This is a genomic window from Pseudomonas sp. W2I6, assembly GCF_030815935.1.
Lineage (GTDB): Bacteria > Pseudomonadota > Gammaproteobacteria > Pseudomonadales > Pseudomonadaceae > Aquipseudomonas.
In genome coordinates, this window is sequence record NZ_JAUSXJ010000001.1 from 6,863,776 (window position 1) to 6,876,863 (window position 13,088).

9 protein-coding genes are annotated in these 13,088 nt (G+C 61.4%); 4 read left to right on the forward strand and 5 right to left on the reverse strand.

The window, feature by feature from the left end; translation table 11 throughout:
• Positions 1–127 precede the first annotated feature (127 nt).
• Positions 128–1,612: a sodium/proline symporter PutP gene (gene putP, locus QF039_RS31685; RefSeq protein ID WP_003209422.1), complete on the forward strand. Its 1,485-nt coding sequence runs from the start codon at positions 128–130 to the stop codon at positions 1,610–1,612.
• 269 nt (positions 1,613–1,881) lie between these two features.
• On the opposite strand, the gene QF039_RS31690 is transcribed toward putP, so the two are convergent.
• Positions 1,882–2,376 carry a DUF2165 family protein gene (locus QF039_RS31690; RefSeq protein ID WP_008439179.1) on the reverse strand — a complete coding sequence of 165 codons (495 nt, stop codon included), beginning with the start codon at positions 2,374–2,376 and terminating at the stop codon, positions 1,882–1,884.
• A gap of 188 nt (positions 2,377–2,564) precedes the next feature.
• Here QF039_RS31690 and QF039_RS31695 point away from each other — a divergent pair, with 188 nt between their 5' ends.
• Both QF039_RS31695 and QF039_RS31700 read left to right on the forward strand, forming a co-directional pair.
• The gene (locus QF039_RS31695) at positions 2,565–4,598 is read left to right on the forward strand and encodes a type VI secretion system tip protein VgrG (protein ID WP_307522467.1); all 2,034 of its coding nucleotides are present in this window, start codon (positions 2,565–2,567) and stop codon (positions 4,596–4,598) included.
• On the forward strand, positions 4,595–5,308 hold the full coding sequence (locus tag QF039_RS31700) for a DUF4123 domain-containing protein (RefSeq protein WP_307522468.1): 714 nt from the start codon (positions 4,595–4,597) through the stop codon (positions 5,306–5,308). Before QF039_RS31695 ends, QF039_RS31700 begins: the two co-directional genes overlap by 4 nt.
• Here the strand turns inward: QF039_RS31700 and QF039_RS31705 are convergent.
• Positions 5,294–6,571: an O-acetylhomoserine aminocarboxypropyltransferase/cysteine synthase family protein gene (locus tag QF039_RS31705; RefSeq protein WP_008439168.1), complete on the reverse strand. Its 1,278-nt coding sequence runs from the start codon at positions 6,569–6,571 to the stop codon at positions 5,294–5,296. The two genes, QF039_RS31700 and QF039_RS31705, sit on opposite strands and share 15 nt — an antisense overlap.
• Before the next feature lie 174 nt (positions 6,572–6,745).
• Between QF039_RS31705 and QF039_RS31710 the strand changes: the two genes are divergently transcribed.
• Complete coding sequence (locus QF039_RS31710) at positions 6,746–7,582, forward strand: 23S rRNA (adenine(2030)-N(6))-methyltransferase RlmJ (RefSeq protein ID WP_003209435.1); 837 nt, start codon at positions 6,746–6,748, stop codon at positions 7,580–7,582.
• A gap of 123 nt (positions 7,583–7,705) precedes the next feature.
• Here QF039_RS31710 and msrA read toward each other — a convergent pair whose 3' ends face one another.
• The 3 genes from msrA to aceF all read right to left on the reverse strand — a co-directional run bounded on the left by msrA (position 7,706) and on the right by aceF (position 13,086).
• Positions 7,706–8,353, reverse strand: coding sequence for a peptide-methionine (S)-S-oxide reductase MsrA (msrA, locus tag QF039_RS31715; protein WP_003209436.1), 648 nt, complete (start codon positions 8,351–8,353; stop codon positions 7,706–7,708).
• Between the two features lie 74 nt (positions 8,354–8,427).
• Complete coding sequence (locus QF039_RS31720; protein WP_003209437.1) at positions 8,428–11,118, reverse strand: bifunctional diguanylate cyclase/phosphodiesterase; 2,691 nt, start codon at positions 11,116–11,118, stop codon at positions 8,428–8,430.
• A gap of 315 nt (positions 11,119–11,433) precedes the next feature.
• A complete protein-coding gene (gene aceF / locus QF039_RS31725; protein WP_087692500.1) occupies positions 11,434–13,086 on the reverse strand; it encodes a dihydrolipoyllysine-residue acetyltransferase in 1,653 nt (550 codons plus the stop codon).
• Positions 13,087–13,088: the final 2 nt, after the last annotated feature.

Genomic DNA, 13,088 nt, shown 5'->3' on the forward strand with positions numbered 1-13,088 from the left:
CTGATGGCTTTCCTGGGGAAACGTCAGTCATAAATGCGCGGCGCCAGGCTTCGTCTATCCACTAGCAAAGTGGATGGCCGTCCGGACAGACCGCCGCTACATAAAAACAAAGCCAGGGCGTAACTCAATGAGCGTAAGTAATCCTACCCTGATCACATTTGTGATCTATATCGCTGCCATGGTGCTGATCGGCTTTATGGCCTATCGCTCCACCAACAACCTTTCCGACTACATCCTCGGCGGTCGCAGCCTCGGCAGCGTGGTTACCGCGCTCTCGGCCGGTGCCTCGGACATGAGCGGCTGGTTGCTGATGGGCTTGCCCGGAGCGATCTACATGTCTGGCCTGTCGGAAAGCTGGATCGCCATCGGCCTGATCGTCGGTGCCTACCTGAACTGGCTGTTTGTAGCCGGCCGCCTGCGGGTGCAGACCGAGCACAACGGCGACGCCCTGACCCTGCCGGATTACTTCTCCAGCCGTTTCGAAGATAAAAGCGGCCTGCTGCGAATCATCTCTGCGGTGGTGATCCTGGTGTTCTTCACCATCTACTGCGCTTCCGGCATCGTGGCTGGCGCCCGTCTGTTTGAAAGCACCTTCGGCATGTCCTACGAGACCGCGCTGTGGGCCGGTGCTGCCGCGACCATTGCCTACACCTTCGTCGGTGGTTTCCTGGCCGTGAGCTGGACCGACACCGTGCAAGCCACGCTGATGATCTTCGCCTTGTTGCTGACCCCGATCATCGTGCTGCTGGCCACCGGTGGCGTCGACACCACCTTCCTGGCGATCGAAGCGCAGAACCCTGACAACTTCAACATGCTGAAAAACACCACCTTCATCGGCATCATTTCGCTGATGGGCTGGGGCCTGGGTTACTTCGGCCAGCCGCACATCCTCGCGCGTTTCATGGCGGCGGATTCGGTGAAATCGATTGCCAACGCACGTCGCATCTCCATGACCTGGATGATCCTGTGCCTGGGCGGCACCGTGGCGGTGGGCTTCTTCGGTATCGCCTACTTCTCGGCGCACCCGGAAGTCGCCGGTCCCGTGACCGAGAACCACGAGCGTGTGTTCATCGAGTTGGCCAAGCTGCTCTTCAACCCATGGATTGCCGGTGTGCTGCTGTCGGCCATCCTGGCGGCGGTAATGAGCACCCTGAGCTGCCAGTTGCTGGTGTGCTCCAGTGCCCTCACCGAAGACTTCTACAAAACCTTCCTGCGTAAAAACGCCTCCCAGGTCGAGCTGGTATGGGTCGGTCGCGCCATGGTGCTGTTGGTGGCGCTGATTGCCATCGCCATGGCCGCCAACCCGGAAAACCGCGTACTGGGCCTGGTGAGCTACGCCTGGGCCGGTTTCGGTGCTGCGTTCGGTCCTGTGGTACTGATCTCCGTACTGTGGAAAGGCATGACGCGTAATGGCGCATTGGCCGGCATCCTGGTGGGTGCGATCACCGTGATCGTGTGGAAGCACTTCAGCCTGTTTGGCCTGTACGAAATCATCCCGGGCTTCATCTTCGCCAGCCTGGCGATCTACTTCGTGAGCAAGCTGGGCGCTCCGACGGCTGGCATGCTTCAGCGGTTTGACGCAGCCGAGGCGGATTACAACCTCAACAAGTAATCGGCGGGGGCTTGAATGCCCGCTGAAGTGAAAACGGCCCGCATCTTTTGGATGACGGGCCGTTTTTTTTGCCTTCCAGATTTCGCAGTGTTGTTTTCACAGGTTCAGATGATCACTGAAGTAAACGGCCAATGTAAGCGCTCGCCTGGTGGCTGTGAGCGTTGAATGTGAGGCGGTTTTTATACTTTGGGAAAAGGGCTACAAACTACCGTCAGCTATCTGACAGTAGTTTGTGAAAGGGCATCCACCGGTTTTGAATTCGTGGTTTTTCAGTCGTGGTCAGTGTCCGGCTGGTTGAGAAAAATCAGCACACCCAGGATCGCCATATAAAACTTGAACGCCGCTTCCTGGCCGTTCCACTGATGGGATTGCCACATCAGGAACCACTCGCCGCCGATCACCATAAAGCCGAAGAACCACACCACGAAACCCAGGGTCAGCCCGACGATTGCGCTTTTCTTGGCGCGATTGAAGTCGATACCTGTGGCACGACGAGCCCGCCACAAGGCCAGTGCTCCACGCGCCAGCAGCACGGCCGTCAGGGCTTCACCGGCGATGATCAGCCAATATGCACCGTGCCACAGCCATGGGGTGGTGATGGCGCGATACATCGCGGCGTTGCCGGGGAAGGTGGTGTCCATGCTCAGCACATGTTTGACGAAGGCAAAGTTGGAGCCGTAGTCGGTGATGTTGCTGAAGGCCACGAGTGTGGCGAAGGCTGCCAGGGCAAGGGTCAGGACGATTTTTGCGTAGCGGGTGGCCATGTTTTTTCCATTGTCATGGGGCGACGGGGGACGAATACGCTAGCACGCTGGTGGTAGGGCTTCGATGCCTGATACATGAAGATTAAAGCGCCTGCGATGTAGGGATTTACTGATTTGCCTGCAGCGCACTCAGCTCGGCAAACAGCTGGTGCAGAATCGGCCACCCACTACTCGCAGAGAAACACCGGATGTTCGCTCCTGCCAATCAAAGTGCCTTTAGCCTGACCCTCGACGGTGTGCCCAGTGATCTCAAGGTACGTGAGTTCACGGGCGATGAATTCATCAGCCTGCCCTATCGTTTTGACCTTGAACTGGTCAGCGAGCAACCCGACCTTGACCTGGAAAGCTTGATGCATCGCCAGGCGTTCCTGGGGTTTGATGCGCATGGCCATGGTATTCATGGCCAGGTCTATCGGGTGGCACAAGGCGACTCGGGCAAGCGCCTGACGCGTTATCAGATCACGCTGGTTCCGCGGTTGGCTTATCTTGAGCACAGCGCTCACCAGCGGATTTTCCAGAACCGGACGGTGCCGCAGATCATTGCACTGGTGCTGGAAGGGCAGGGTATCCAGGCGGATGCCTTCTCGTTTCAACTGAGCGGGGTGTACCCCGAGCGTGAGTACTGCGTTCAGTTTGGCGAAACCGATCTGGCGTTCATCCAGCGCTTGTGCGCCGAGTCGGGCATTCACTACCACTTCCAGCATCACCCCGAGCGCCACCTTTTGGTGTTCGGCGATGACCAGAGCGTGTTCGCCCAGCCTGAGCAAGCCACTCAATACGCGGCGGGTTCGGGGATGGTTGCCGACACGCCGGTGATCAAGCGTTTTACCCTGCGGTTGCAGACCCGTACCACCGATGTGAATCTGCGGGACTACGACTTCAGAAAGCCACGCCTGAGCTTGGAAAGCACGGTGTCCGGCGGCCAGCGTCCCATGCTGGAGGAACAGTGTTATCCCGGGAATTTTACGGATCGCGTTCATGGTAAATACCTGGCGCAACGTAGGTTGGAGCGCCATCGCGGTGACTTTCGCCAGGCCAGTGGCCATAGCGACCAGCCGTCCCTGGTCAGCGGGCAGTTCCTGAGGATGGAAGGGCATCCTCGCCAGGAATGGAATGATTTGTGGCTGGTCACCCAGGTGACGCATGCAGGGCGCCAGCCTCAGGTGCTGGAGGAGTCGACCATCGACGCCTCAGGTGATGAATCGGCTCAGGGCTACAGCAATCACTTTGTCGTAACGCCATGGGAGGTGCCGTTTCGAACACCGCTGCTGGTATCGCGACCGCCGGTGTCTGGCTATCAAAACGCCGTGGTTACAGGGCCGGCAGGCAGCGAGATCCATTGTGACGAGTATGGCCGGGTCAAGGTGCAGATGGCCTGGGATCGCGCCGGGGAGCACGACGAACATTCCAGTTGCTGGCTGCGGGTGGCCAGTGGCTGGGCCCATGAGCACTACGGCTCGGTGTTGATCCCGCGGGTGGGCATGGAGGTGCTGGTGGGTTTCGTCGACGGCGACGCCGACACGCCGCTGGTGGTCGGTTGCCTGGCCAATGCCGCCACGCCGGTGCCGCTGGACCTGCCAGCCGACAAGACCCGCAGCATCTTCCGTAGCCAGACCAGCCCCGGCGGCGGTGGCTACAACGAGCTGCGCATCGAGGACCGCAAGGGTGCCGAGGAAATCTACCTGCGCGCCCAGCGCAACTGGACCCAGCATGTACTGCACGACCAGCACGTGCAGGTCGACAACCAGCGCGACGTGATCGTCAAAGGCCTTGATCGTCACGAGCTTCAGGGCGAAGAACAGCGCACCACCCACGGCAACCGCCTGACCGAACTCAAGCAGGACGATCACCTGATGGTCGCGGGCTCCCAGCAGGTACGTGCCGGGTTGACCATTCACATCGGTGCCGGGCAAAACGTCGTTATTGATGCGGGTGCCAGCGTGACCCTCCAGGCCGGTGGGCAGTGGATCAACGTTTCGGCGGGCGGGATTTTCAGCAGCACGCAAATTCAGCTTGGCGGCTCCCCGGCACCGGCGGGAGCGCCGCTGACGCCGGGGCTGCAGGAAAAGTTGCTGGCGGTAATGCCTGCACCGTTGAGTGCCGTCCAGGTGTTAAGCCTGAAGCGCAGCGCACCCTTTTGCGAAGAGTGCGAGCGCTGCAGGAATGGCGTGTGCAATACGCCCCTGCATCGCAATACATCACTGCCCGGTGGTGCGCCATGATTTCTCCCGGGCAGTGGCTTGAGGCTGCGCCGTTGCAGGCGGGCGAGCAGTTGTTTGCGGTGATGGGCAATGCCAGCGACTGCAAGCCGCTCGATGCGTGGCGGCGTACCGACGGACGTGCACTTAGCCCCATCTGGGCGGGCAGCGAGTATGCTGCGTGGGATGAGGTCATGCCCTACGTCGCGGTGGTCGCCGTGGACAGCGCTTTTCTGAAATGGGCCGCCGAATGCGAAGGTATCGACTGGGGTTGGCTGGCGGTATCGTCCTGTTCCTTGCACACCGTCGTCGAGCATCTGCGCAGCCTGACCAAGGTACTGTTGCCGGAAGGGCCGGCGGTGTTCTTTCGCTTCTGGGACGGTGCTTATGTCCTGCCTGTGTTGCAGGCGCTGGGGCCACAGGCAAAGGAGTTGCTCCCGGTGTTCAGTCGCTACTGGATCAATGGTCGCCAGCATGAGGTAGCGGTTACGGCGGCGGGAGCGGCAAAGCCCGGCCCATGGTGGCAAGTGCCGCCGCATGTTCTCCAGCGCCTGGGTGAGCAATCGAGCGTTACGCAGGTGGACAACCTGTTGCAATGGCTGGAAGAACAGCGCCCGGACCTGTGCAGCGCCTTTGTGCCGGCGACCTTGAAGCACAAGGTCGCCTGCTTCGTGCGCCGGCCGGATGTCAGCCATCAGGCGCTGGCCGCCTGGCTGGCCTCAGAGCTGGGTTGAGGCCAGCGACTGCTGCAGGTCCTCGATCAGGTCTTCAATGGCCTCGATGCCCACCGACAGGCGAATCATCTCCGGCTTCACCCCGGCCTTCGCCTGCTCCTGTTCATTCATCTGGCGATGGGTGGTGGACGCCGGGTGGCAGGCCAGGGACTTGGCATCGCCAATGTTCACCAGGCGCTTGAAGATCTGCAGCGAATCGTAGAAACGCACGCCCGCCTCATAACCACCCTTCAGGCCGAAGGACAGAATCGCCGACGGTTTGCCCTGCATGTATTTCTGCGCCAGGTGATGGTGGGGGTGATCCGGCAGGCCGGCGTAGCTGACCCACTCCACCAGTGCGTGGTCTTGCAGGAAGTGGGCAATCTTCAAGGCGTTTTCGGTGTGGCGCTCCATGCGCAGGGCCAGGGTTTCCAGGCCTTGCAGCAGCAGGAATGCATTCATCGGCGCCAGGGCCGCGCCGGTGTTGCGCAGCGGCACGGTACGGGCGCGGGCAATGAACGCCGCCGGGCCGAATTTTTCGGTGTAGACCACACCGTGATAGGCCGGCTCCGGCTGGTTGAGTCCGGGGAATTTCTCCGGGTACTGGGTCCAGGGAAAGGTGCCGCTGTCGACGATCACGCCACCCAGCGAGTTGCCGTGGCCGCCCACGTATTTGGTCACCGAATGCACGACGATGTCCGCGCCGAACTGGATCGGCTTGCACAGGATTGGCGTGGCCACGGTGTTGTCCACCATCAGCGGCACGCCACGGGCGTGGGCGACGTTGGCCAGGGCTTCGATATCGATGATATTGCCTGCCGGGTTGCCGATGCTCTCGCAGTACACCAGTTTGGTGTTGTCATCGATCAGCTCGGCGATGGCTTCGGCGCAGTCGTCACGGGCGAAGCGCACGTCAACGCCGAAGCTCGGCAGTAAGTGGGCGAACAGGGTGTAGGTGCCACCGTACAGTTGCGGGGTGGTGACGATGTTGTCACCGGCACGGGTCAGGGTCTGGATCGCGTAGTGGATCGCCGCGCTGCCGGCCGACACCGCCAGGGCCGCGATGCCGCCTTCCAGTGCCGCGATGCGTTGCTCCAGCACGTCGTTGGTGGGGTTCATGATGCGCGTGTAGATATTGCCGGGCACGTCGAGGTTGAACAGGTCGGCGCCGTGCTGGGCGTTATCGAATTCGAAAGCGACGTTCTGGTAGATCGGCACGGCGACGGCCTTGGTAGTCGGGTCCGACTTGAAGCCATGGTGCAAAGCGATGGTAGCGTCTTTCATGAGTTGTTATGACCTCCATGGATAATTGCTCGCCACAATAAATCCGCTTTCGCACCGCCAATTAGACTATTTTCGGCAGCGCCCCTGTGTTTGCGGCATAAGCGCCACCTGACGCGCAGCCCTGCACCTTTGCCTGCGTAAAAGGTAAACTTCGCCCCCTGCGCAGGAGCAACCATGAATTATCGTCACGCCTATCACGCCGGCAACCACGCCGATGTCTTCAAACACCTGACCTTGACCCGCCTCATCGCCCTGATGTCGCGCAAGGAGCAGCCGTTTGCCTATCTCGACACCCACGCCGGCATTGGTCTGTACGACCTGCAGGGCGACCAGGCGAACCGTACCGGTGAATACCTGGAAGGCATCGCCCGCCTGTGGGGCCAGGCCGACCTGCCGCCGCTGACCGCCGATTACATGCGTGTGCTGCACGAGATGAACCCGGATGGCGAGTTGCGCTACTACCCGGGTTCGCCGGAGCTGGCGCGACGCCTGACTCGACCTCAGGACCGCGTGCTGCTCAACGAAAAGCACCCGGAAGACGGCCTGCTGCTCAAGGACAACATGAAGGGTGATCGTCGGGTGAAAGTCCACCTTGGCGAAGGCTGGCACGTGCCACGGGCATTGCTGCCGGTGCCGGAAAAGCGTGCGTTGATGTTGATAGACCCGCCGTTCGAGAAGCTCGACGAGATGCAGCGCTGCGCCGCGTCCCTCAAGGAAGCCGTGAGCCGGATGCGCCAGACGGTGGCTGCGATCTGGTACCCGGTGAAGGACCAGCGCATGCTGCGCCGCTTCTACCAGGACCTGGCCGGTACCGGTGCGCCGAAGTTGCTGCGGGTGGAATTGCTGGTGCATCCGCTGGACACGCCCAACACCCTGACCGGTTCGGGTCTGGCGATTGCCAATCCGCCGTGGGGGCTGGAGGAGGAGTTGCGTGAGCTGCTGCCGTGGTTGTCCAAGCAGCTTGGGCAAACCCAGGGTGGCTGGCAGATGGATTGGCTTATCGCCGAGTAACTGATCGTTCCCACGCTCTGCGTGGGAACGCATCCTGTGACGCTCTGCGTCACGAATTTCAGAGCGGACGCGGAGCGCCCAGAGCGGCATTCCCACGCAGAGCGTGGGAACGATCTGGTGCAGTCAGATCGGGCAGGTCACGCCGGTGCCGCCGATTCCGCAGTAACCCTGCGGATTCTTCGCCAGGTACTGCTGGTGGTACGCCTCGGCGAAATACACCGTCGGCGCTTCTTCGATTTCGGTGGTGATGGTGCCCAGGCCGGCCTTGGTCAATTCCGCCTGATAAGCCTCTGCGCTGGCCTTCGCCGCCTCCAGGTGCTCCGGCTTGACCGCGTAGATCACCGAACGATACTGGCTGCCGATGTCATTGCCCTGGCGCATGCCCTGGGTCGGGTTGTGCAGTTCCCAGAACATTTTCAGCAGCTCTTCGTAGCTGATCTTGTCCTGGTCAAACACCACCAACACCACTTCGCTGTGGCCGGTCAGGCCTGAGCAGACTTCTTCATACGTCGGGTTCGGCGTGTAGCCGCCGGCATAACCCACCACCGTGCTGACCACACCGTCGCGCTGCCAGAAACGACGCTCTGCACCCCAGAAGCAACCCAGGCCGAAGATCGCAAACTCTACGTTGTCGACAAAGGGGCCCAGCAGCGGGTTGCCGTTGACGAAGTGCGTCTCGGGCAGCGACATCGGGGTTTCACGGCCAGGCAAAGCTTGTTCTTGAGTGGGAAGCACGTTTTTATTCACCAGGATTTCCGAGCGCAAGACCATGATCAGTCCTCTCAGTCAGATTGAGTTACAAGTAAGAGTTCAGACTGCCAGTGTGCCCGAGTGTTACCGCGCTGTCAGGCGATTGGCCCGCGAGGATAGCGTTTAAGCATCGTCATCAGCTCGGCCCCCGGGATTGGCCGGTCGAACAGGTAGCCCTGGCCGACGTCGCAACGGTGGCGGCGCAGGAACGCCAGCTGCTCGGCAGTCTCGATGCCTTCGGCCACCACCTTGAGCTTGAGGTTGTGGGCCATGGCGATCACCGCCGAGGTGATTTCCATGTCGTCCTGGTTGTCCGGGATTTCATGGATGAAGCTGCGATCAATCTTGATGATGTCGATCGGGAATTTTTTCAGGTAGCTCAGCGACGAGTAACCGGTACCGAAGTCATCCATCGCCAGGGTCAAGCCGAAACTCTTCAGTTGGTCCAGTTGCAGGCGCGTGTCTTCGGTGGCTTCCAGCAGCAGGCCTTCGGTCAACTCCAGTTCCAGCAGGTTGGCCGGCAACTGTTCTTCCTTGAGGATCGTGGCAATCGAGGCCACCAGGTCCGGGTCGGAAAACTGCTTGGGCGACAGGTTGATCGCTACTTGCAGGTTGCCCATGCCTGCGGCTGTCAGCTGTCGGCTCATGCGGCAGGCCTGGCGGGCGATCCATTTGCCGATGGGGATGATCAGCCCGGTCTCTTCCGCCACGCTGATGAATTGATCGGGGCGGATCATGCCCTTTTCCGGATGGTTCCAGCGTAACAACGCTTCCATCCCCAGCAGACGACCGCTGCGCAGGCACAGCTTGGGCTGGTAGAACACGTCCAGTTCGTTCTGGGTCAGGGCGCGGCGCAGATTGTTTTCCACGAACAGCTTGTAGCTGGCTTCGGCATTCAGCGCTTCGGTAAATACCTGCACCTGGTGTTTGCCGTTGGCCTTGGCCTTGTGCAGCGCCAGGCCGGCGTTGCGCATCAGGGTCTGCGGATCGCGGCCATGCAGCGGCGCGCAGGCGAGGCCCACGGAGCCGGTGACGCTGATCAGCTGGTTGTCGACGAACATCGGCTTGTCGAGGGTCGCCAGCAACTGGCTGGCGACCTGCTGGCCGGTTTCAAGGTCGGTATCGTCCAGCAGCACGGCAAATTCGTTACTGGCAAACCGCGCCAGGCTGCCACTGGCGGTCAGGCTGTTGCGCAGGCGCCGGGCCAGGCTGATCAGCAGCTTGTCGCCGGTCTGGTGGCCGAGGCTGTCGTTGATCCGCTTGAAGTTGTCGATGTCCACCAGCAGCAGGCTGATGGGGCTGTCGCTGTCCCGGGCAAAGCGTTCGTCCAGGTTGCGGATGAACGCCGGGCGGTTGCCCAGGTTGGTCAGGTTGTCGGTGTAGGCCAGCCGCTCGATGCGCTGCTGGGCCAGCTTGGTCTGGGTGATGTCTTCGTAGATGCCGATGTAATGGGTCAGCTCACGGTTGTCGCCATAAACCTTGGAGATCGACAACTGGCCCCAGTAGGGTTCGAGGTTCTTGCGCCGGCTCTTGAACTCGCCTTGCCAACTGTTGCTCTTGGCCAGGCTTGAAGGCGCGTCGAACAGCAGCTCGCTGAGGTTCTCCAGTGCCGGCAGTTCCGACAGCTGGTGGCCGTGGACTTCTTCGGTGCTGTACTGGGTGATCGCGGTAAAGCTGGGGTTGACGTATTCCACCACGCCGTCGCAATTGACCAGCAGGAACGCATTGGCGCTTTGCTCCACGGCTCGCTGGAACAAGTGCAGGGCACTGGTGGCGGTGCGGCGGTTGTGGTTGTTGATCACCTGGGCGAACTGGTCGGCCAGCTCGCCGGCAAAGGCGATCTCGTCGGACTGCCAGACGCGGGTGCTGCCACTTTGCTCCAGGCACAACACGCCGACCACGTTGCCATCGACGCGGATGCTGGCGTCGAGCATGGCGTGGATGTCCCGCGGGCGCAGGCTCTCGGCCATTTCACGCGTGCGTGGGTCGCGCATGGCGTTGGTGGCGTCGATCGCACGGCTGGTTTGCAGGGCTTCCAGGTAATCCGGGAAGCCACTGGCATCGATAGACTCTGGCAGGTGGTGCTGCTGATCGGCGCGGTGATAAGCGGAAATCGGCACCAGATGCTGGTTTTCGAGGTTCCAGATGCTCGCGCAGTCGATCTGGTAGATATCGCAGGCACTGCGGGTGATCAGCTCGGCGGCTTCCTGCAGCGAGTTGTTGGTGCTGTAGCGCTGGCGGGCCAGCAGCAGGATCAATTCCTGCTGGGCGCGTACCCGCTCAAGGTGTTGCAGTTGTTCCTGCTGGGCGCGCTGGTTGAGTTCCAGGGCAATCTGCAAGCGGCTGTTCTGGCTCTCCAGGTCTGCCGCAGGGGCCGGTGGGAGATCACTGAACAGGCCGTCGACCACCATCAGGTAGCCGCGCAGCAGGTGACGATTGTGTTGTTTGTAGGCTTCACCCAGTTCCAGCAGGCTCAACGGGCCGTCGTTGGTGTGCAGGGTGTAGCGCACCAGGTAATGCGGGCTGATGGTCAGCTGTTCCTGGATCGCATCATGCAGCTGATAGCGCGCCTGGGGCTCCATCAGGCTGGCGTAGGGCGAGCCGATCAGGGCGCACAGTTCCATCGCGGGCAGGCCGAACTGGCGTTCGCAATTGGGGTCGAGGTACAGCAGGGCCCAGCTAGCCTCATTAAGCCGCTCGAAACGCAGCATACCGAGGCGCGAAGGCACCGGTAATTGCGTCACTACCTCGGCCGCCGTACGGGCGACATCGGGTTGGCTTTTCATGGGGAAACTCGCTTGGAAAAATGCGCATCGCGCCGGGCTCACGCCCTCTTTACTGTTGCCTGCGGCAAGGTTGCATCATGCAGCACAGGCTGACAAGAGAGGATGAAGGCTAAGTGCTATAAGTGGGTTATCGGCCAGCGAGCGGTTTTCTGCAACCGGGGTGATGGGCGGTGTACAACCTCGATTTCCGTGTCCAGGTTTTCCCTGGAAAGCAGGCAAAAAAAGCCCCGCTAATTGGCGGGGTTGAGGTACGAGCGTGGCGCTCGGAAATCGTTGAAGCCAGGTCTTCTGCATGGGCAGAAGACCTGTTGTGGCTTAAAGCAGGATGGTGCGGATGTCGTTCAGCAACTGGCTCAGGCGCTGGGTGAAGCGTGCGGCAGCCGCGCCGTTGATCACACGGTGATCGTAGGACAGCGACAGTGGCAGCATCAGCTTCGGCTGGAACGCTTTACCGTCCCACACAGGCTGGATAGTGGCCTTGGAAACACCCAGGATCGCCACTTCCGGCGCGTTGACGATTGGCGTGAAGCCAGTGCCGCCAATGTGCCCGAGGCTGGAGATGGTGAAGCACGCGCCCTGCATGTCGTCCGGGGTGAGCTTCTTGTCGCGGGCCTTGGCAGCCAGTGCAGCAGCCTCAGCGGCAAGCTGCAGCAGGCTCTTCTGGTCGACGTTCTTGATGACCGGTACCAGCAGGCCATCCGGAGTGTCAACGGCAAAGCCGATGTGCACGTACTTCTTGCGAATGATCGCCTTGCCGCTTGGCGCCAGCGAACTGTTGAAGTCCGGCAGTTCCTTGAGCAAATGTGCGCAAGCCTTGAGCAGCAGGGGCAGCACGGTCAGCTTCACGCCGGCCTTCTCGGCTACGGCTTTCTGCGCAACGCGGAATGCTTCCAGGTCGGTGATGTCGGCCTGGTCGAACTGGGTCACGTGCGGGATGTTCAGCCAGCTGGCGTGCAGGCCGGCCGCGCCGATTTGCATCAGGCGGGTCATCGGCACTTCTTCGATTTCGCCGAAGCGGCTGAAGTCGACGGTGCGGATCGGCGGAATGCCCGAGCCACCGGTAGCAGCGCCGGCAGCCGGAGCTTCCTTGGCCTTCTGCATCATGGATTTGACGTAAACCTGCACGTCTTCCTTGAGCACGCGACCGTGAGGACCGCTGGCAGTTACCGCGCTCAACTCGACGCCGAATTCACGGGCCAGTTGGCGCACGGCAGGGCCGGCATGAACCTTGGCACCGCTTGGCGCAGGTGCAGCCGCCGGAGCCGGTGCGGCCTCGGCTTTTGCAGCAGGCGCAGGTGCAGGCGCGGCAGCAGCCGGTGCGGCTTCAGCCTTGGCGGCCGGAGCAGCGGCGGCCGGAGCGGCAGCAGCCGGGGCAGCAGCGCCCGCCACTTTCAGCTTGAGGATGAAGTCACCAGTGCCGACTTCGTCTTCCAGCTTCACGGCAATGCTTTCCACCACACCGGCAGCCGGCGAAGGGATTTCCATGGAGGCCTTGTCGGACTCCAGGGTGATCAGCGATTGATCAGCTTCGACGGTGTCGCCGACTTTAACCAGCAGCTCGATGATCTTGGCCTTGCCCGACGAACCGATGTCCGGAACATGAATGTCCTGGACTGTTTCGGCGGCAGGTGCAGCCGCCGGAGCCGCAGGGGCCTCGGCAGCAGCGGCAGGCTTCTCGGCGGCAGGAGCCGGGGCAGCAGCAGGAGCGGCCGCCGCAGGGGCCGCATCAGCGGCACCTTCGATTTCCAGCTCAAGCAGTTCGTCGCCTTCTTTCAGGCGATCGCCCAGCTTCACTTTCAGGCTTTTGACCACGCCGGCCTTGGGAGCAGGGATTTCCATGCTCGCCTTGTCCGATTCCAGGGTCAGGATGCTCTGGTCGGCTTCGACGGTGTCGCCGACCTTCACAAACAGTTCAATTACTTCACCTTCACCGCTGCCGATGTCAGGTACGCGAATGAGTTCGCTCACAG